The 18,861-nt window shown below is 58.2% G+C and carries 17 protein-coding genes; 11 read left to right on the top strand and 6 right to left on the bottom strand.

Annotated features, from left to right (window positions below):
- Positions 1–4 precede the first annotated feature (4 nt).
- Positions 5–1,681 carry an NAD-dependent DNA ligase LigB gene (gene ligB, locus ACESQ2_RS03255; RefSeq protein ID WP_046876805.1) on the bottom strand — a complete coding sequence of 559 codons (1,677 nt, stop codon included), beginning with the start codon at positions 1,679–1,681 and terminating at the stop codon, positions 5–7.
- A 257-nt stretch (positions 1,682–1,938) separates the two neighbouring features.
- Between ligB and gmk the strand changes: the two genes are divergently transcribed.
- The 7 genes from gmk to fpr all read left to right on the top strand — a co-directional run bounded on the left by gmk (position 1,939) and on the right by fpr (position 9,876).
- Positions 1,939–2,562 (top strand): guanylate kinase, encoded by a 624-nt coding sequence (gmk, locus tag ACESQ2_RS03250; RefSeq protein ID WP_004126677.1) that lies wholly within the window; start codon positions 1,939–1,941, stop codon positions 2,560–2,562.
- A 54-nt stretch (positions 2,563–2,616) separates the two neighbouring features.
- Positions 2,617–2,892 carry a DNA-directed RNA polymerase subunit omega gene (gene rpoZ / locus ACESQ2_RS03245; protein ID WP_004106927.1) on the top strand — a complete coding sequence of 92 codons (276 nt, stop codon included), beginning with the start codon at positions 2,617–2,619 and terminating at the stop codon, positions 2,890–2,892.
- A gap of 18 nt (positions 2,893–2,910) precedes the next feature.
- Entirely contained in the window at positions 2,911–5,031 is a 2,121-nt protein-coding gene (gene spoT / locus ACESQ2_RS03240; protein ID WP_004855514.1) for a bifunctional GTP diphosphokinase/guanosine-3',5'-bis pyrophosphate 3'-pyrophosphohydrolase, read from the top strand.
- 164 nt (positions 5,032–5,195) lie between these two features.
- Positions 5,196–5,885: a tRNA (guanosine(18)-2'-O)-methyltransferase TrmH gene (trmH, locus tag ACESQ2_RS03235; RefSeq protein ID WP_004855515.1), complete on the top strand. Its 690-nt coding sequence runs from the start codon at positions 5,196–5,198 to the stop codon at positions 5,883–5,885.
- Positions 5,886–5,887: 2 nt separating this feature from the next.
- Positions 5,888–7,969 (top strand): ATP-dependent DNA helicase RecG, encoded by a 2,082-nt coding sequence (recG, locus tag ACESQ2_RS03230; RefSeq protein ID WP_224259896.1) that lies wholly within the window; start codon positions 5,888–5,890, stop codon positions 7,967–7,969.
- A gap of 53 nt (positions 7,970–8,022) precedes the next feature.
- Entirely contained in the window at positions 8,023–9,033 is a 1,011-nt protein-coding gene (gene glpX, locus ACESQ2_RS03225; protein WP_373170156.1) for a class II fructose-bisphosphatase, read from the top strand.
- Positions 9,034–9,129: 96 nt separating this feature from the next.
- On the top strand, positions 9,130–9,876 hold the full coding sequence (gene fpr / locus ACESQ2_RS03220; RefSeq protein WP_046876807.1) for a ferredoxin--NADP(+) reductase: 747 nt from the start codon (positions 9,130–9,132) through the stop codon (positions 9,874–9,876).
- On the opposite strand, the gene ACESQ2_RS03215 is transcribed toward fpr, so the two are convergent.
- Positions 9,877–10,305: a DUF805 domain-containing protein gene (locus ACESQ2_RS03215; RefSeq protein WP_004126694.1), complete on the bottom strand. Its 429-nt coding sequence runs from the start codon at positions 10,303–10,305 to the stop codon at positions 9,877–9,879. It abuts the gene before it with no gap.
- A gap of 112 nt (positions 10,306–10,417) precedes the next feature.
- On the opposite strand from ACESQ2_RS03215, the gene ACESQ2_RS03210 reads away from it, so the two are divergent.
- Positions 10,418–11,017, top strand: coding sequence for a DUF1454 family protein (locus ACESQ2_RS03210; RefSeq protein ID WP_046876808.1), 600 nt, complete (start codon positions 10,418–10,420; stop codon positions 11,015–11,017).
- A 108-nt stretch (positions 11,018–11,125) separates the two neighbouring features.
- Positions 11,126–11,893, top strand: a complete 768-nt coding sequence (tpiA, locus tag ACESQ2_RS03205; RefSeq protein ID WP_004855521.1) for a triose-phosphate isomerase — start codon at positions 11,126–11,128, stop codon at positions 11,891–11,893.
- A 94-nt stretch (positions 11,894–11,987) separates the two neighbouring features.
- On the opposite strand, the gene ACESQ2_RS03200 is transcribed toward tpiA, so the two are convergent.
- From ACESQ2_RS03200 to zapB, 4 genes are all read right to left on the bottom strand, one after another.
- Positions 11,988–13,292 (bottom strand): SLC13 family permease, encoded by a 1,305-nt coding sequence (locus tag ACESQ2_RS03200; RefSeq protein ID WP_046876809.1) that lies wholly within the window; start codon positions 13,290–13,292, stop codon positions 11,988–11,990.
- Positions 13,293–13,365: 73 nt separating this feature from the next.
- A complete protein-coding gene (locus ACESQ2_RS03195) occupies positions 13,366–14,121 on the bottom strand; it encodes a CDP-diacylglycerol diphosphatase (RefSeq protein ID WP_009652756.1) in 756 nt (251 codons plus the stop codon).
- Between the two features lie 197 nt (positions 14,122–14,318).
- Positions 14,319–15,308: a sulfate ABC transporter substrate-binding protein gene (locus ACESQ2_RS03190; RefSeq protein WP_004126718.1), complete on the bottom strand. Its 990-nt coding sequence runs from the start codon at positions 15,306–15,308 to the stop codon at positions 14,319–14,321.
- A 151-nt stretch (positions 15,309–15,459) separates the two neighbouring features.
- Entirely contained in the window at positions 15,460–15,705 is a 246-nt protein-coding gene (zapB, locus tag ACESQ2_RS03185; protein ID WP_009652751.1) for a septal ring assembly protein ZapB, read from the bottom strand.
- Positions 15,706–16,147: 442 nt separating this feature from the next.
- Between zapB and ACESQ2_RS03180 the strand changes: the two genes are divergently transcribed.
- Together ACESQ2_RS03180 and glpK are read left to right on the top strand one after the other, a co-directional pair.
- Positions 16,148–16,999, top strand: coding sequence for an MIP/aquaporin family protein (locus ACESQ2_RS03180; RefSeq protein WP_004855525.1), 852 nt, complete (start codon positions 16,148–16,150; stop codon positions 16,997–16,999).
- A gap of 21 nt (positions 17,000–17,020) precedes the next feature.
- Positions 17,021–18,532 (top strand): glycerol kinase GlpK, encoded by a 1,512-nt coding sequence (gene glpK, locus ACESQ2_RS03175; RefSeq protein ID WP_004126722.1) that lies wholly within the window; start codon positions 17,021–17,023, stop codon positions 18,530–18,532.
- Positions 18,533–18,861 lie beyond the last annotated feature (329 nt).

Genomic DNA, 18,861 nt, shown 5'->3' with positions numbered 1-18,861 from the left:
GCTTTCAGAATCCCGGAACGCGTTGCCCGCTTAGCCACTTCGCCAGTGCGGCAACATCCGGGTGATGTAAGAACGTCACCAGCTGCCGCGCTCTTTCCGCCCCGATCCCCGGCAGGCGCCGCCACTGCTCTTCGTTTCGCTCCTGCATCCGTCGCCAGTCATCCTCCTTCAGCCGGGCAAACGCCGTCTTCGGTATAGGGACTCCCATCGCCTGGATCCAGCGCAGAAAAGGCCGTTCGCGCGCAAGATTGAACTGGTGCCACAGCCTCTGCCCGCGCAGCGTCGAGACCCCCGGTATGGCTTGCAGCCGCTCCGGCGTAAACGCCAGCCATGAAAAGAGATGCTCCATGCTGCGCGCGTCATGCAGGGACCGCCATAGCACTTCTCCCACGCCGTCAATATCGAGAACCGATCGGGATGAGAGCCAGACCAGCCGCGAAAGAAACTGTTCCGCACACTCGGGCGTGGCAAAATAGCAGGTTAAAGCATTGAAACGCGCCGCCGGTGGCTGGGGTTTATTACGCTGAGCCGTGCGCCAGACGACCGAATCGATGCGCGGTATCCCCTGCCCGGCAAGGCTGATTTGCAGCTGGTCGCCAATACCGATATCCAGATTGTACCAGCGGGATACCGAACCGACGCTCACCCGCTGCACGCGCTTATCGTCCAGCATCTGCGGCTCCAGATGCGCCACCACGGCTATTTTACCGCTGCGCCCGATGCTAAAGCTGATACGGCGAACCTCCATGACGCGTGAGGCGGGCGGGTATTTCCAGGCGATAACCCAATCGCCCTGACCCGGAACCCAGAAGCGCCCGGGAGATGCTTTTTCCCGCCGCACTACGACGCCATCGCTGGCAAAAGGCAGCGGTGAAGTGAACCAGCGCTGGCGCCACTGTTCAACCTGCTGCGCATCCGCGACAGGGTGCGAAAAAAGCGCGCTGTAAAGAAAGCCGCCCTGCCGAAGCAGCGCCAGCCGCTGTTTCATATCCTGCGGCCCATCGGGCCATGCCCAGATAAAGAGACCCAGCTGATTAAGATCCGCCGCAGCCTGCCGGCGCATCATCATGCCGGCAACTTTTGCCCGCGCGTTCATGCCGCCCATCTGCTTTTGCACGTGCCCCTCGCGGAGCAGGAACAGCTCACCCTGTAGAACGCTATTCGCCAGTACGCCGTCAGAGACTTTAGGCACGGAGGGGATCTGCAAGACCCTGGCCGTCCAGTCTTCCCCGGCCAGGCCATTACCCCGGCTTATCGCCTGGGTCAGACGCCCCTGCCGATACACGAGCGTGACCGCGACGCCATCGACTTTAGGCTGTACCCACAGGCCGGATTGACCGCGCATCCAGCGCGCCACGTCGGCTTGATTTGCCAGTTTACGCACGCCGGTGTGCGCCACCGGATGTCTGGCCTCCCCTTTTAGGGGAGGCGACGCATCGTGAGCGGGAGCCTCGCCGGTAAAGCAGCGCCGCCAGTACGCCAGCCGCTCCGCAAGCTGGTCATAGACCTCATCGCTTACCGTACTGTTCCCCTGCTGCCAGTAGGCGTTTTTCCATTCCGTTATCTGCTGGCTGAGACGTTCAATCTCCCGATCGGCCCTGGCCTGCGGCCACGCGGGGCAGGCTGCCTGCCCGTATCCCACCAGCATCCACAGCACCAGCGCCCAGACTCCATTTTGCATCGCGATGCCCTCCTGTTTTCTCGTCGGCGATTGTGCCGCAGGCGTATTTTCGTCCGCGAGGAGGGATTTTTAACGCTGCGAGCAGGCATCCAGGTTTTCTGCGTTGTTTCTGCAACGCCCGGAGAAATCAGGGAAACGGCAAGCAAAATGAAAGAAAGAACGCAAAAAGTGTGACAGGGACTGCGTCACGCGGTGCCGCCGTGTATAATAGGCTCGTATGTAAGCTCTATTTCGACCACCACATACAAAAGACACTCATGGCTCAAGGCACGCTTTATATTGTTTCCGCCCCTAGCGGCGCGGGTAAATCCAGCCTGATTCAGGCTTTATTAAAAACCCAACCGTTGTACGACTCTCAGGTTTCTGTTTCGCATACCACGCGCGCTCCGCGCCCGGGTGAAGTGCACGGTGAACACTATTTCTTTGTGAATCACGACGAATTCAGGACGATGATTGGCAGAGACGCTTTTCTTGAACATGCAGAAGTCTTTGGCAACTATTACGGCACCTCGCGCGAAGCTATCGAGCAGGTACTGGCGACCGGCGTCGACGTCTTCCTCGATATCGACTGGCAGGGCGCGCAGCAAATCCGCAACAGAATGCCCGGCGCGCGCAGCATTTTTATCCTGCCGCCGTCAAAAGATGAGCTTGATCGTCGCCTGCGCGGCCGCGGTCAGGACAGCGAAGAGGTTATCGCAAAACGTATGGCGCAGGCAGTTGCAGAAATGAGCCATTACGCGGAGTATGATTACCTGATTGTGAATGATGATTTTGATACCGCGCTGAGCGATCTGAAAATTATTATTCGCGCCGAACGTCTGCGCATGAGCCGCCAAAAGCAGCGACATGGCGCTTTAATCACCAAACTGTTGGCAGACTGAACCCACATTCAGTATCATGCCCAGTCATTTCTTCACCTGTGGAGCATTTTAAGTATGGCACGCGTAACTGTTCAGGACGCTGTAGAGAAAATTGGTAACCGTTTTGACCTGGTACTGGTCGCCGCGCGTCGCGCTCGTCAGATGCAGGTAGGCGGAAAGGATCCGCTGGTACCGGAAGAAAACGATAAAACTACCGTTATCGCACTGCGCGAAATCGAAGAAGGTCTGATCAACAACAAGATCCTCGACGTTCGTGAGCGCCAGGAACAGCAAGAGCAGGAAGCCGCTGAATTACAAGCCGTTACCGCTATTGCTGAAGGTCGTCGTTAATCACACTGCGGGTCGCCCTTGTATCTGTTTGAAAGCCTGAATCAGCTGATTCAAAACTACCTGCCCGAAGAGCAAATTAAACGTCTTCGGCAGGCTTATCTCGTTGCACGTGACGCTCACGAGGGCCAGACACGTTCAAGCGGTGAACCCTATATCACGCACCCGGTAGCGGTAGCCTGTATCCTGGCCGAGATGAAACTCGACCATGAAACGCTGATGGCCGCTCTGCTGCACGACGTGATAGAAGATACCCCCGCCACCTACCAGGACATGGAGCAGCTTTTCGGTAAAAGCGTTGCTGAACTGGTAGAGGGGGTGTCAAAACTTGATAAGCTTAAGTTTCGCGACAAGAAAGAGGCCCAGGCTGAAAACTTTCGCAAAATGATTATGGCGATGGTGCAGGATATCCGCGTCATCCTTATCAAGCTCGCTGACCGCACCCATAATATGCGCACGCTGGGCTCATTGCGCCCGGACAAGCGCCGCCGCATCGCCCGCGAAACGCTGGAAATCTACAGCCCTCTGGCGCACCGTTTAGGTATCCATCACATCAAAACCGAGCTCGAAGAGCTGGGCTTTGAGGCGCTGTATCCTAACCGCTACCGCGTCATTAAAGAGGTGGTTAAAGCGGCGCGCGGCAACCGTAAGGAGATGATTCAAAAGATCCTCTCCGAAATCGAAGGGCGCCTGCAGGAAGCGGGAATTCCCTGTCGCGTTAGCGGTCGCGAAAAGCATTTGTACTCCATCTACTGCAAGATGGTGCTCAAAGAGCAGCGCTTTCACTCGATTATGGATATCTACGCTTTCCGCGTGATTGTCCATGATTCCGACACCTGCTACCGCGTGCTTGGCCAGATGCACAGCCTTTACAAGCCGCGTCCGGGTCGCGTCAAAGACTATATTGCCATTCCAAAGGCGAACGGCTATCAATCTTTGCACACCTCGATGATCGGCCCGCACGGCGTCCCGGTTGAGGTACAAATTCGTACCGAAGACATGGACCAGATGGCGGAAATGGGGGTGGCGGCGCACTGGGCTTATAAAGAGCACGGCGGCGAGAGCAGCACCACGGCGCAAATCCGCGCCCAGCGCTGGATGCAGAGCCTGCTGGAGCTCCAGCAGAGCGCCGGTAGTTCATTTGAATTTATTGAGAGCGTGAAATCCGATCTGTTCCCGGATGAAATTTACGTTTTCACCCCGGAAGGGCGCATTGTCGAACTGCCCGCCGGCGCGACGCCGGTGGATTTCGCCTACGCGGTGCATACCGACATCGGCCATGCCTGCGTCGGCGCCCGCGTCGACCGCCAGCCGTATCCGCTGTCGCAGTCGCTCTCCAGCGGCCAGACGGTGGAAATCATCACCGCGCCGGGCGCACGTCCGAACGCCGCATGGCTGAACTTTGTCGTCAGCTCGAAAGCGCGCGCCAAAATTCGCCAGCTGCTGAAAAACCTTAAGCGCGACGACTCCGTAAGCCTCGGGCGCCGCCTGCTCAATCACGCCCTCGGCGGTAGCCGCAAGCTGGCCGAGATCCCGCCAGAGAACATTCAGCGTGAACTTGAGCGCATGAAGCTGACCACGCTTGACGATCTGCTGGCCGAAATCGGCCTCGGCAACGCCATGAGCGTCGTGGTAGCAAAAAACCTGCAGCAGGGTGAAACCACCGCCGTGCCTGTACAGCCAGCGCCTGTCGGCCATAATCATCTGCCGATTAAAGGCGCGGATGGCGTGCTGATCACCTTCGCCAAATGCTGCCGCCCGATCCCCGGTGACCCGATTATCGCGCACGTCAGCCCGGGCAAAGGCCTGGTTATTCACCATGAGTCCTGTCGTAACATTCGCGGCTATCAGAAAGAGCCGGAGAAATTTATGGCGGTCGAGTGGGACAAAGAGACAGCGCAGGAATTTATCACCGAAATCAAGGTGGATATGTTCAACCATCAGGGTGCCCTGGCGAATCTTACCGCGGCGATCAACACCGCGTCTTCCAATATTCAAAGCCTGAATACGGAAGAGAAAGATGGCCGCGTTTACAGCGCCTTTATTCGCCTTACCGCGCGCGACCGCGTGCATCTGGCGAATATCATGCGCAAAATTCGCGTCATGCCGGATGTAATAAAAGTCACCCGTAACCGAAACTAGCTCTTCCACAAAATCATTCGAATTGCGTCAAGGCGGCAAGCGAATGACAAATCTGCCGGGAGCAGATTTGAACGCTGCTTACAGCGGCCCGGTAAGGGGCAAGGCCCAGGAATGGGCTGCGTAATCCGCAGCGATTAAAGAGTCATTCGAAGGATGGAAGTATCATGAATTTACAGCGTTATGCGCGTATCTGCGAGATGCTCGCCAGGCGCCAGCCTGACCTGACAGTCTGCATGGAGCAGGTCCATAAGCCTCATAACGTCTCTGCGGTCATTCGTACCGCAGACGCCGTTGGCGTGCATGAAGTGCACGCCATCTGGCCAGGTAGCCGTATGCGTACCATGGCCTCCGCGGCCGCCGGCAGCAATAGCTGGGTGCAGGTCAAAACCCACCGTACTATTGGCGAGGCCGTCACCCATTTAAAAGGCCAGGGCATGCAGATCCTGGCGACCCATCTCTCTGATAACGCCGTCGATTTCCGTGAAATCGACTATACCCGTCCCACCTGTATCCTGATGGGGCAGGAGAAAACCGGCATTACGCAGGAAGCGTTAGACCTGGCGGACCAGGACATCATCATTCCGATGATTGGCATGGTGCAGTCGCTGAACGTTTCCGTCGCCTCAGCGCTTATCCTCTACGAAGCCCAGCGCCAGCGGCAGAACGCCGGCATGTACCGGCGCGAGAACAGTATGCTGCCGGAAGAAGACCAGCAGCGCCTGCTGTTTGAAGGCGGCTATCCGGTGCTGGCGAAGGTCGCTAAACGCAAGGGACTTCCCTACCCCCACGTCAACGAGCAGGGCGAAGTCGAAGCCGATGCCGCGTGGTGGGCCACCATGCAGGCGGCGAAGTAATCATGCAGGGCCGTCTGCTGGATGCGGTGCCGCTCAATTCCCTGACGGGCGTTGGCGCGGCCCAGAGCAGTAAGCTGGCAAAAATCGGCCTGCATACGGTACAGGATCTGCTTCTGCACCTGCCGCTACGCTACGAAGACCGCACCCATCTGTATCACATCGGCGAACTGCTGCCCGGCGTTTACGCCACCGTTGAAGGCGAAGTCCTCAACTGCAACATCACTTTCGGCGGCCGCCGGATGATGACCTGCCAGATAAGCGACGGCTCCGGCATCCTCACCATGCGCTTTTTTAACTTCAGCGCGGCGATGAAAAATAGCCTGGCAACCGGGCGCCGCGTGCTGGCCTACGGTGAGGCGAAGCGCGGTAAGCACGGGGCGGAGATGATCCATCCGGAATATCGGGTTCAGGGCGACATGAGTACCCCTGATTTACAGGAAACGCTGACCCCGGTATATCCCACCACTGAAGGCATCAAGCAGGCTACGCTGCGTAAGCTCACCGACCAGGCGCTGGAGCTGCTTGAAACCTGCGCGATCGCCGAGCTACTGCCGCCTGAGCTGGCGCAGGGGATGATGAGCCTGCCGGACGCCTTGCGCACGCTGCATCGCCCGCCGCCCACGTTACAGCTTAGCGAGCTGGAAAGCGGCAAACATCCGGCTCAGCGGCGCTTAATCCTGGAAGAGCTGCTGGCGCATAACCTCAGCATGCTGGCGCTGCGGGCAGGCGCCCAGCGCTATCACGCCCTCGCGCTCAGCGCTAACGACACGCTAAAAGATAAGCTGCTGGCCTCCCTCCCCTTTACGCCGACCAGTGCGCAGGCGCGCGTCACGGCTGAAATCGAGCGCGATATGGCGCTGGACGTGCCGATGATGCGTCTGGTGCAGGGGGACGTGGGCTCCGGTAAAACCCTGGTCGCCGCGCTTGCCGCCCTGCGCGCCATCGCCCACGGCAAACAGGTAGCGCTGATGGCGCCGACCGAGCTGCTGGCTGAACAGCACGCCAATAACTTCCGCAGCTGGTTCGAACCGCTGGGCGTAGAGGTTGGCTGGCTGGCTGGCAAACAAAAAGGCAAAGCGCGCCTGGCGCAGCAGGAGGCTATCGCCAGCGGACAGGTGCAGATGATTGTCGGCACCCACGCCATCTTTCAGGAGCAGGTCCAGTTTAACGGCCTCGCGTTGGTGATTATCGACGAGCAGCACCGTTTTGGCGTCCATCAGCGGCTGGCGCTGTGGGAGAAAGGGCAACAGCAGGGATTTCATCCGCACCAGTTGATTATGACCGCCACGCCGATTCCGCGCACCCTGGCGATGACCGCGTATGCCGACCTCGACACCTCGGTCATCGATGAACTGCCGCCGGGCCGAACGCCGGTTACGACGGTGGCCATTCCGGATACGCGACGCAGCGATATTATTGACCGCGTACGTCACGCCTGCACTCACGAAGGTCGCCAGGCCTACTGGGTTTGTACGCTGATTGAAGAGTCGGATCTGCTGGAAGCTCAGGCGGCGGAAGCCACCTGGGAAGAGCTGAAGCTCGCGCTGCCGGAGCTGAATATCGGCCTGGTGCACGGGCGTATGAAATCCGCCGAGAAGCAGGCGGTAATGAGCGCGTTCAAGCGGGGCGAGCTGCATCTGCTGGTCGCCACCACGGTGATTGAAGTCGGCGTGGACGTGCCCAACTCCAGCCTGATGATCATCGAAAACCCGGAGCGTCTGGGGCTGGCGCAGCTGCACCAGCTCCGAGGGCGCGTCGGGCGCGGTGCGGTAGCCTCCCACTGCGTGCTACTCTATAAATCGCCGCTGTCAAAAACCGCCCAGAAGCGCCTGCAAGTTCTGCGCGATAGCAATGACGGTTTCGTCATCGCCCAAAAAGACCTGGAAATTCGCGGCCCCGGCGAGCTGCTCGGCACCCGTCAGACCGGCAACGCTGAATTTAAAGTCGCGGACTTATTGCGCGATCAGGCCATGATCCCGGAAGTTCAGCGCATCGCCCGCCATATTCACGAACGCTATCCCCAGCAGGCACAGGCGCTGATAGAGCGCTGGATGCCGGAAACCGAACGCTATTCCAACGCGTAGCGCGGACGTCATCTCGCCACGCTGCGCATAATTTTTATTCAGATGAGTGGATTATGAAACGAGAACTGGCCATCAAATTTTCGCGCGTCACCGAAGCCGCCGCGCTGGCAGGCTACAAATGGTTAGGCCGCGGTGATAAAAACACCGCCGACGGCGCCGCCGTCAACGCCATGCGTATTATGCTCAACCTGATCAACATCGACGGCACTATCGTGATTGGCGAAGGCGAAATCGACGAAGCGCCGATGCTGTACATTGGCGAGCGCGTCGGTACCGGCCACGGCGATGCGGTAGATATCGCCGTCGATCCCATCGAAGGCACCCGCATGACGGCGATGGGCCAGGCGAACGCGCTGGCGGTCATGGCGGTAGGCGATAAGGGCTGTTTCCTGAATGCGCCGGATATGTACATGGAAAAGCTGATCGTCGGCCCGGGAGCGAAGGGCACCATCGATCTGAACCTGCCGCTGGCGGAAAACCTGCATAATATCGCCCGCGCGCTGAATAAGCCGCTGAGTGAATTAACGGTCACCATCTTAGCCAAGCCGCGCCATGACGACGTCATTGTTGAGCTGCAAAAGCTGGGCGTGCGCGTGTTCGCCATCCCCGACGGCGACGTTGCCGCCTCTATTCTGACCTGCATGCCGGACAGCGAAGTTGACGTCATGTACGGTATCGGCGGCGCGCCGGAAGGCGTCGTTTCCGCTGCGGTGATCCGCGCGCTGGACGGCGATATGAACGGCCGTCTGCTGGCGCGTCACCACGTGAAGGGCGACAGCGAAGAGAACCGCCGCATCGGCGAAAACGAGCTGGCACGCTGTCAGGCGATGGGCATTGAAGCAGGCAAAGTGCTGCGCCTGGACGATATGGCGCGCAGCGACAATGTGGTTTTCTCGGCAACCGGCATCACCAAGGGCGATCTGCTGGACGGTATCACCCGTAAAGGCAATATGGCCACCACCGAAACCCTGCTGATCCGCGGTAAATCCCGCACCATCCGCCGTATTCAATCGATTCATTATCTCGATCGCAAAGACCCGGATATTCAGCTGCACATCCTGTAAAAACATTTGATCAATAGAGCTTTCCAGCCTTTTCGGGCTGGAAATCTGCTCTCGTCGCGGTGAAGATACGTTAACAGGATTGAGAGGAGAGTCGCTATGGCAAACTGGGTTACGGGCAAAGTGGTAAAAGTACAGAACTGGACTGATGCACTGTTTAGCCTCACCGTTCACGCACCGGTTGCGCCCTTCACCGCTGGGCAGTTTGCCAAACTGGGGCTGGACGTAGACGGAGAACGCGTGCAGCGCGCCTATTCCTACGTCAACGCCCCCAGCAACCCCGATCTTGAGTTCTATCTGGTGACGGTTCCGGAGGGCAAGCTCAGCCCGCGGCTGGCGGCTCTGAAGCCGGGCGATGAAGTCCAGGTGGTCAGCGAGGCCGCCGGTTTCTTCGTGCTGGAAGAGGTGCCGGATTGCGACACACTATGGATGCTCGCCACCGGCACGGCGATTGGCCCGTACCTGTCAATTCTGGAAGAAGGGAAGGACCTGGATCGCTTTAAAAACCTGGTACTGGTGCACGCCGCGCGCTATGCCGCCGACCTCAGCTATCTGCCGCAGATGCAGGCGCTGGAAGCGCGCTATGCGGGCAAACTGCGCATCCAGTCGGTCGTGAGCCGGGAAACCGCGCCGGGCATGCTCACGGGACGTATCCCGTTCCTGATTGAAACCGGCGCGCTGGAAGAGGCCGTCGGCCTGCCGATGAACGCTGATAGCAGCCACGTCATGCTGTGCGGTAACCCGCAGATGGTGCGCGACACCCAGCAGCTGCTGAAAGAGACCCGGCAGATGAGCAAGCACCTGCGTCGCCGGCCGGGTCATATGACCGCCGAACACTACTGGTAATCAGGATTCCGCTTTCCAGCGCACGTCCAGCGTCTCTTTACCAAACTTATTCGCGCCCTGGGTACCGACAAACGCGCCCAGGTCGATCAGCATCATGACGATAATCAGCGTCGGTATAAACCGCCCGACGCCCCACTGCCAGACCCCAGGCAGCATCGACCAGTTGCCCGCCAGCAGCATCCACGCCAGAATCATCAGCAGCGCCCAGAGCCCGGATTTACCCCGATCGTGCAGGCGTTTAATGGTCACCGCCGCCGTCGGCCACAGCAGGCACACCAGAATAAAAGCCGCCGTCTGTAAATTGAGAAGGTTACTACCGGCCAGCGTGAACAGCGCGCTCATGGTCATTATCCAGATAGCGATCCAGATCCAGAAGTCGCGACGTCCAATCCGCCCTTTAATTGAGAATAGCCACTGCTGTAGGGTCATGTTTTATTCCTTATCATCATCACCGACGTAGTTTACCCTGAAGGCGTGACTTTTTGACAAGCGTGACGGTTCTCGTTTTAATCGTCAGCAGATAAAAAAAGGGAAGATGGGCATGAAGAAGTGGGCAACCTTATGTTTAATTGGGCTGGCGGCATTATCCGTCGGCCATAAAGCGTTGTCCGCCGAGTCAGACGCCAGCGCTACGGCGCCCTATCTTCTCTCCGGCGCGCCGGCCTTTGATATTTCCATCAGCGAGTTTCGGGAAAAATTCAACAACGATAACCCGAAGCTATCGCTCAATGAATTTCGCGCCGTCGCCGCCAGCAAAGACCAGGCAAACCTGACCCGAGCCGCCACGAAGATCAATGAGAACCTTTACGCGTCGACCGCGCTTGAACGCGGCACGCTCAAAATTAAATCGATGCAGATCACCTGGCTACCGATTCAGGGGCCGCAGCAGAAAGCGGCGAAAGCGAGAGCCCAGGAGTATATGAGCGCCGTGATGCGCGCGTTCGTGCCCACGCTCAGCCTGACGCAAAGCCAGCAGAAGCTGCAGAAACTGCTGACCGCCGGAAAAGGCAAACGTTACTTCTCCGAAACGGAAGGTGCTGTGCGCTATGTGGTGGCGGACAACGGCGAAAAGGGGCTGACCTTCGCTGTTGAACCGATTAAGCTGGCGCTATCTGAAACGCTGGAAAACAACAATAAATGACAAAAAGCAAAGCCTTTCCAGTGATGAATCTCTATACTGTTTCACAGACCATGCTGCCCGCGGGGGCGGCTATATTCCTTAATTCGCTTTAAAGCGTGGAGAATAAAAATGCGACATCCTTTAGTGATGGGTAACTGGAAACTGAACGGCAGCCGCCACATGGTAAACGAACTGGTCGCGAACCTGCGTACCGAACTGGCTGGCGTAACCGGCTGTGCAGTTGCCATTGCTCCGCCTGAGATGTACATCGACCTGGCTAAACAAGCCGCTGCGGGCAGCCACATTCACCTGGGCGCGCAGAACGTTGACCTGAACCTGTCCGGCGCGTTCACTGGCGAAACCTCTGCCGAAATGCTGAAAGACATCGGCGCTGAATACATCATCATCGGCCACTCCGAGCGCCGTACCTACCACAAAGAGTCCGACGAGTTTATCGCCAGGAAATTCGCGGTACTGAAAGAGCAGGGTCTGATCCCGGTTCTGTGCATCGGTGAAACCGAAGCGGAAAACGAAGCGGGCAAAACGGAAGAAGTGTGCGCGCGTCAAATCGACGCCGTTCTGAAAACCCAGGGCGCGGCGGCATTCGAAGGCGCAGTTATCGCTTATGAACCCGTATGGGCAATCGGTACCGGCAAATCCGCTACCCCGGCTCAGGCTCAGGCGGTACACAAATTCATCCGCGACCACATCGCTAAAGCTGATGCGAAAGTGGCTGAACAAGTGATCATCCAGTACGGCGGTTCCGTTAACGCGGGCAACGCAGCAGAGCTGTTCACCCAGCCGGACATCGACGGCGCGCTGGTTGGCGGCGCATCCCTGAAAGCTGACGCTTTCGCGGTGATCGTTAAAGCAGCAGAAGCCGCGAAAAAAGCGTAATTCGCTTTAAGGCCTTTCCCCGGTCGCGCTTTGCAACCGGGGTTATCGCCCGGTTGCCCGGCCAGGTTCCGGGAAAATCCCCGAGCGGTGCAGCCTACAGTTTCCCCAACGCCTGATACCACAGGTAGTCCAGCGGCAGCAGGATCAAATAGCTTACCGCCGCCAGCGCAATACACAGCAGCATTCCCGCCCTTGCAGGCACTTTCCCCAGCCCCATTGCCACCACAATCGGTGATGCCTGATACGGCAGCAGCGGCGTGGAGTATCCCAGCACCTGAATCATAATCACGCTCAGCAGCGGGAAGCCGGTCGCATCGGAGAAGCTCTGCGCGAAGGTGGTATACAGCGCCGGTACGCCGTTAGCGGTCATGATAAAGTTCAGCGCGCTGGTAATGCCGGTCAATGCGAGAAAGCTGGTGAACGGACTCTCTTTATCCAGCGGCATAATCTGCAGCAGGGCATTCCCCACCACGCCGCCGATACCGGTTTGCGTCACGGTGATAGCCAGCCCCAAAATCCCGGCGACGTAAATACAGGTGCGGATATTCACGCCGCTGGAAAACTCCTCGCCGCTGATAAAACCGACCCGCGGCAGCAGCGTTATCACCGCCGCCGCCAGCCCCGTCCAGGCCGGCCCCACGCCGTGCCAGCTCTCCGTCACCCAGAGCGTCAGCACCACCACCAGCAGCCACGCCAGGCGCTTCTCATCGCGGCTCATCGGCTGCAGCGGCGTCATGTCGCGCGGCGGGTGCGGTTTTCCGGGAAACAGCCAGCATATCAGGGCGATCAGCACAGCCCCTTTGAGCCAGCCGAGCACCGGCGTATGCAGCAGTAAATAGGGAAGATAATTCAAATGGATACCATACGATCCCTCCGCCGCGCCGCTCATCACCAGATTCGGGACGTTGGCGGGCAGGATGGTGGCAGACAGCTGGAAGGTACCGAACCCCACCGCCAGCGCCAGGCCAAACCACGGGCGCGTCCCCTCTTCAATGCCGGCACGCCTGGCCATTGCCGCCACAATCGGCATCAGCAGCGCGATACGCCCCATATTGGACGGCATCACAAACGCCAGCGCATAGCTGAGCAGCACCACGCTGCCGACCATCAGCGGCCAGGAGTCGGTCAGCCGCGACGAGAGCGACCGGGCCGCCCTGTCCGCCAGCCCGGTTTTGCGTATGGCGATCCCCAGCACAAATCCGCTGAACACCAGCCAGAACGCCGATGAGGCAAAGCCGCCGAAAATGACCTCCGGCGGCGCGATTTTGGCGATCATCGCTGCGGCAAAAAACAGCAGCGCGGTCATAAACTCCGGCAGTAGCGAAGTCGCCCAGAGGAGAATAGTGATGCCGACGATGATAGAAGGAAGGAACAGAGGATGGGACAACCAGAGCGACATACCTGTCTCCTGTCGATTTTTTCAGCAAGAATACGACGGACGATAAGACAGGTAAACGCCAGATATGGTGGGGTTATTGCAGGATTGCGCAGCTGTGATCCTGAATCTCTTCCGCCGATGCGCGATTAAGCGTTAGCAGGTTACGCTCGGTGGCCAGCAGCACCAGCGAGCCATCGCTCTGCTTTGCCATCGCCAGCGCAAAACGGCCCATATGTTCACGCGCTTCCGGCACCTCTTCGGCCAGCATCAGGAACGGGCTGCGCTGCGCCAGCTCCGTTTCAGTGACCCGACGCGCCAGATATTCGTGGCCCAGTAGTCCACCGGGCAGCGGCAACCAGCGGCTGCTGATAGCGGGTGCGTCCTTGTCCAGCTGGGTACGGACATCGGGACGCAGGCAGGAGATATGGATATGGAAATGATTTTGCGTCCGTCCGCTGCGCGAGTTGATGGTCAAGGAGACCGCGTCATCCGATACGGCGGAACCACGATGCTGGCTCATGATTTCGCGCCCCTGCCAGGCCTGCCAGAAGAAGTTCGGCGTCAGGGGATTAAGCAGCAGCGGACTTTCGGTGCCGTTAATACGGTAAGTCGGCATCAGCAGATACTGCAGCGGGCCATTGCGGTCTTTAAACAGCACATAGCCGCCCTTGAGGTTCACTTCCGCACAGGGCGCGGGATTCTGGTGCTGCTGTTGATTGGGGACGCACTGTTGCAGAACAATTTTGCGCAACGCATCAGGGTTGCCGGAATGAAGCCAGTAGTAGCCGCCGGCCATCGCCGCCACAACGACCACCAGCAGCGCTAATAAAAGGTATCGTACTCTTCGCATTATTTTTTCCTGTCTCAGCCAGAAACGGAAGAGTAACGCAGTTTGATGACCAAATGAAAACAGGAAGAGGTTCGGTGTGTTTTCCCGGAGGCGGCGCTACCAGACTCCTCAGCCCCGGGTCGCGGCTTACGCCTGTCCGGGCGACAAGAGTTGTATCCCCGCTAAGCGCAGCGCAAGCGGGGATAAGGAGAGGCTATTTAACGCTGGTTGATCTGGTCGAAGGTGCCGCCGTTGGAAAAGTGCTCTTTCTGCGCTTTCGTCCAGCCGCCAAACACGTCATCGATGGTGAACAGCTTCAGTTTCGGGAACTCATTCGCGTATTTTTTCGCTATCTCAGGATCGCGCGGACGATAGAAGTTCTTCGCCGCAATCTCCTGGCCTTCCGGCGAGTAGAGGTACTTCAGATACGCTTCCGCCACCTGGCGAGTGCCCTTCTTGTCGACCACTTTATCCACCACGGAAACCGTCGGCTCGGCGAGAATCGATTCGCTCGGGGTCACGATCTCAAATTTGTCTTTACCCAGTTCGTTGGTCGCCAGCAGGGCTTCGTTTTCCCAGGCAATCAGCACATCGCCGATCCCACGTTCCACGAAGGTGTTGGTCGCACCACGGGCGCCGGAATCCAGCACTTCGACGTTCTTAAACAGCGCTTTTACGAACTCTTGCGCCTTCGCCTGATCGCCATTGTTCTGGTGAAGGGCATAGCCCCATGCCGCCAGATAGTTCCAGCGCGCGCCGCCGGAGCTTTTCGGGTTCGGGGTAATCACCGACACGCCCGGTTTAATCAGATCGTTCCAGTCGTGAATCTGCTTCGGGTTGCCTTTGCGTACGAGGAACACAATGGTTGAGGTATACGGCGCGGAGTTATCCGGCAGACGCTTCAGCCAGTTTTTGTCGATTCGGCCACGCTCGGCAATCGCATCGACGTCATAGGCCAGCGCAAGGGTCACCACGTCGGCTTCAATGCCGTTGATCACCGAGGTCGCCTGTTTGCCGGAGCCGCCGTGGGACTGACGAATCACCACGTTGTCGCCGGTTTCTTGTTTCCAGTGCGCGCTAAAGGCTTTGTTGTACTGTTCGTACAGCTCGCGCGTTGGATCGTAAGAAACGTTTAATAGTTGAATGTCTTTTGCCAGAACGCTGGCGGATGCCAGCAACAGAGTTAACCCCACGCCCCACTTATTCATCGCACCGCTCTCTTTATGTAGTGTTGTGATGGATTAAGCGTGCCAGAAAGCGGACTGATGATTAAAGAATAAAAAAAGATTGGCTATAACTTGTGAGTATATAGAGCGGGGGAGAGTTTACCCCCTCCCGAACGGGAGGGGGCGGGAAGCATCAGACTTCTTCCATGCGGCCCAGCAGCGCCTGCAGACGATCCTGCCAGCCCTGCTGCTGTTCTTTCAGCTGACCGTTTTCACGCTCAAGCTCTTCACGGCTGTGCTGCGCGCTCTGTACTTCCTGCGCCAGCGTGTTGTTCTTCTCTTTCAGCTCTTCGATTTCCATCTGTAACAGAGTGATGGTATCAATCGCCTGCTGAACTTTAGATTCTAATTTCTCAAACACTTCTAATGACATCGTCATACCTCTCCTGAACTTGCAAGGCGTTGATAGAAACCGTCCGTTTCGTATACGCGTTGACGCCTTAACGAAAATTAGCGCACTACAGTGGTGATGTAGTCGATTGTATGAAGCCCCGCCTCCCCTGTCCAGCGACAACCCGCGTAGATTGCGGTTTGCAACACTTTTCAGCCTTTACCTGGTCCGTTCGCCGCTTTTACCCGGCACTTTTTCGTAATTGTTAATCAACACGTAAAAAAATGTGCGGTGAAACGCTCCCGCAAACGGCCGAACACGCGTTTATGGCGCGAAAACGCTCATTTTCTTGACGTGGTACACACATTTGAATTTCGATATTTCTCGTTTTTGTTCGTTAACGATAAATTAACACTATGCCTACATGGCAGCGTGGTCGCCTGCGACCTTCACACATACAATAATCATCACTACGCTTCAGGATTCGATTATGAGCCAAACATCAACACTAAAAGGCCAGTGCATCGCAGAGTTCCTCGGTACCGGGTTGTTGATCTTTTTCGGCGTTGGGTGCGTCGCTGCGCTTAAGGTCGCGGGAGCCAGCTTCGGTCAGTGGGAAATCAGCATCATCTGGGGTCTGGGCGTCGCCATGGCGATTTACCTGACCGCAGGGGTTTCCGGTGCGCACCTTAACCCGGCGGTCACCATCGCGCTGTGGCTGTTCGCCTGCTTTGACGGTCGTAAAGTTGTTCCTTTTATCGTTGCGCAATTCGCTGGCGCCTTTTGCGCTGCGGCTTTAGTTTACGGGCTTTATTACAATCTTTTCTTCGATTTCGAACATACCCACAATATGGTGCGCGGTAGCGTCGAAAGTCTCGAGCTGGCAGGCATTTTCTCCACCTATCCGAATCCGCATATCAATTTTGTGCAGGCCTTCGCGGTAGAAATGGTGATTACCGCTATCCTGATGGGCGTCATTCTGGCGCTGACCGACGATGGTAACGGCGTGCCGCGTGGCCCGCTGGCGCCGCTGCTGATTGGTCTGCTGATCGCCGTCATCGGCGCATCCATGGGCCCGCTGACCGGCTTCGCCATGAACCCGGCGCGTGATATCGGACCGAAAGCCTTCGCCTGGCTGGCAGGCTGGGGCAACGTCGCCTTCACCGGCGGCAAAGATATTCCTTATTTCCTGGTGCCGCTGTGTGCGCCAATCGTCGGTGCTGCGCTGGGCGCATTCTGCTACCGCAAGCTGATTGGCCGCCACCTGCCTTGCGACACCTGCGTCGTCGAAGAGAAAGAAGCCGCATCCCCCTCTACGACGCAACACAAAGCTTCGCTGTAATCTGACTACGGGACTCATACTATGACCGACAAAAAATATATCGTAGCGCTCGACCAGGGCACCACCAGCTCCCGCGCCGTGGTAATGGATCACGATGCCAATATCGTCAGCGTCTCTCAGCGAGAATTCGAACAAATTTATCCGCGTCCAGGCTGGGTTGAACACGACCCGATGGAGATCTGGGCATCGCAAAGCTCTACGCTGGTCGAAGTGCTGGCAAAAGCCGATATCAGCTCCGATGAAATCGCGGCGATCGGCATCACCAACCAGCGTGAAACCGCCATCGTCTGGGAGCGCGAAACCGGAAAGCCGATTTATAACGCCATCGTCTGGCAGTGCCGACGTACCGCCGAGATCTGCGAACAGCTCAAGCGCGACGGCATGGAAGAGTACATCCGCAAGGCCACCGGCCTGGTGGTTGACCCCTACTTCTCCGGCACCAAAGTGAAGTGGATCCTCGACCACGTCGAAGGCGCGCGCGAACGCGCTAAACGCGGCGAGCTGCTGTTCGGTACCGTAGACACCTGGCTTATCTGGAAAATGACCCAGGGACGCGTTCACGTAACCGACTACACCAACGCCTCGCGTACCATGCTGTTTAATATCCACGAGCTGGACTGGGACGACAAAATGCTCGACGCGCTGGATATCCCGCGCGCCATGCTGCCGGAAGTGCGCAAATCTTCCGAAGTGTACGGCCAGACCAACATCGGCGGTAAGGGCGGGACGCGTATTCCGATCGCCGGCATCGCCGGCGACCAGCAGGCGGCGCTGTTCGGCCAGCTGTGCGTGAAAGAGGGGATGGCGAAAAACACCTACGGTACCGGCTGCTTTATGCTGATGAATACCGGCGAGAAAGCGGTGACGTCAACGCACGGCCTGCTGACGACTATCGCCTGCGGCCCGCGCGGTGAGGTGAACTATGCGCTGGAAGGCGCGGTGTTTATGGCGGGCGCCTCTATTCAGTGGCTGCGCGATGAGATGAAGCTGATTAGCGACGCGTTCGATTCCGAATATTTCGCCACCAAAGTGAAGGATACCAACGGCGTGTACGTCGTTCCGGCGTTTACCGGCCTCGGCGCCCCGTACTGGGACCCGTATGCCCGCGGCGCGATCTTCGGCCTGACCCGCGGCGTGAACTCCAACCATATTATTCGCGCCACCCTGGAGTCGATTGCCTATCAGACCCGCGACGTGCTGGAAGCGATGCAGGCTGACTCCGGGATCCGTCTCCACGCCCTGCGCGTTGACGGCGGCGCGGTCGCCAACAACTTCCTGATGCAGTTCCAGTCCGATATTCTCGGCACCCGCGTGGAACGCCCGGAAGTCCGCGAAGTCACCGCGCTGGGTGCAGCCTATCTGGCCGGTCTGGCGGTCGGTTTCTGGCAAAACCTGGATGAACTGCAGGAGAAAGCGGTCATCGAGCGCGAGTTCCGTCCGGGGATTGAAACCACCGAGCGTAACTATCGCTACAGCGGCTGGAAGAAAGCGGTAAAACGCGCGCTGGCGTGGGAAGAGCACGACGAAGCGTAAGATGGGAGTATTCCCGGCTGGTGGCGTAAACGCCTTAGCCGGGCTACACAGCCCGCAGACCGCACAATTCCGTAGCCCGGCTAAGCACAGCGCGAGCCGGGGAGAAACCGCGTCGAGTCATGAATCCCTGAGTATCCCCGGGTTGCGGCGTAAACGCCTTACCCGGGCTACAGCCCACAGACCGCACAACCCCGTAGCCCGGCTAAGCGCAGCGCGAGCCGGGGAGAAGCCGCGCCGATGTATGAATCCCGGAGTATCCCCGGGTTGCGGCGTAAACGCCTTACCCGGGCTACAGCCCACAGACCGCACAACCCCGTAGCCCGGCTAAG

The organism is Klebsiella sp. Q11 (genome assembly GCF_964241505.1).
Lineage (GTDB): Bacteria > Pseudomonadota > Gammaproteobacteria > Enterobacterales > Enterobacteriaceae > Klebsiella > Klebsiella michiganensis.
The sequence above is the reverse complement of the archived record's forward strand: the minus strand, read 5'-3'. Positions and strand labels throughout refer to the sequence as shown.

Bases quoted from the DNA above. Each gene is read 5' to 3' on its own strand.
- ligB (WP_046876805.1), bottom strand. From the start codon at position 1,681: ATGCAAAATGGAGTCTGGGCGCTGGTGCTGTGGATGCTGGTGGGATAC.
- gmk (WP_004126677.1), top strand. From the start codon at position 1,939: ATGGCTCAAGGCACGCTTTATATTGTTTCCGCCCCTAGCGGCGCGGGT.
- rpoZ (WP_004106927.1), top strand. From the start codon at position 2,617: ATGGCACGCGTAACTGTTCAGGACGCTGTAGAGAAAATTGGTAACCGT.
- trmH (WP_004855515.1), top strand. From the start codon at position 5,196: ATGAATTTACAGCGTTATGCGCGTATCTGCGAGATGCTCGCCAGGCGC.
- recG (WP_224259896.1), top strand. From the start codon at position 5,888: ATGCAGGGCCGTCTGCTGGATGCGGTGCCGCTCAATTCCCTGACGGGC.
- glpX (WP_373170156.1), top strand. From the start codon at position 8,023: ATGAAACGAGAACTGGCCATCAAATTTTCGCGCGTCACCGAAGCCGCC.
- fpr (WP_046876807.1), top strand. From the start codon at position 9,130: ATGGCAAACTGGGTTACGGGCAAAGTGGTAAAAGTACAGAACTGGACT.
- ACESQ2_RS03215 (WP_004126694.1), bottom strand. From the start codon at position 10,305: ATGACCCTACAGCAGTGGCTATTCTCAATTAAAGGGCGGATTGGACGT.
- ACESQ2_RS03210 (WP_046876808.1), top strand. From the start codon at position 10,418: ATGAAGAAGTGGGCAACCTTATGTTTAATTGGGCTGGCGGCATTATCC.
- tpiA (WP_004855521.1), top strand. From the start codon at position 11,126: ATGCGACATCCTTTAGTGATGGGTAACTGGAAACTGAACGGCAGCCGC.
- ACESQ2_RS03200 (WP_046876809.1), bottom strand. From the start codon at position 13,292: ATGTCGCTCTGGTTGTCCCATCCTCTGTTCCTTCCTTCTATCATCGTC.
- ACESQ2_RS03195 (WP_009652756.1), bottom strand. From the start codon at position 14,121: ATGCGAAGAGTACGATACCTTTTATTAGCGCTGCTGGTGGTCGTTGTG.
- ACESQ2_RS03190 (WP_004126718.1), bottom strand. From the start codon at position 15,308: ATGAATAAGTGGGGCGTGGGGTTAACTCTGTTGCTGGCATCCGCCAGC.
- zapB (WP_009652751.1), bottom strand. From the start codon at position 15,705: ATGACGATGTCATTAGAAGTGTTTGAGAAATTAGAATCTAAAGTTCAG.
- ACESQ2_RS03180 (WP_004855525.1), top strand. From the start codon at position 16,148: ATGAGCCAAACATCAACACTAAAAGGCCAGTGCATCGCAGAGTTCCTC.
- glpK (WP_004126722.1), top strand. From the start codon at position 17,021: ATGACCGACAAAAAATATATCGTAGCGCTCGACCAGGGCACCACCAGC.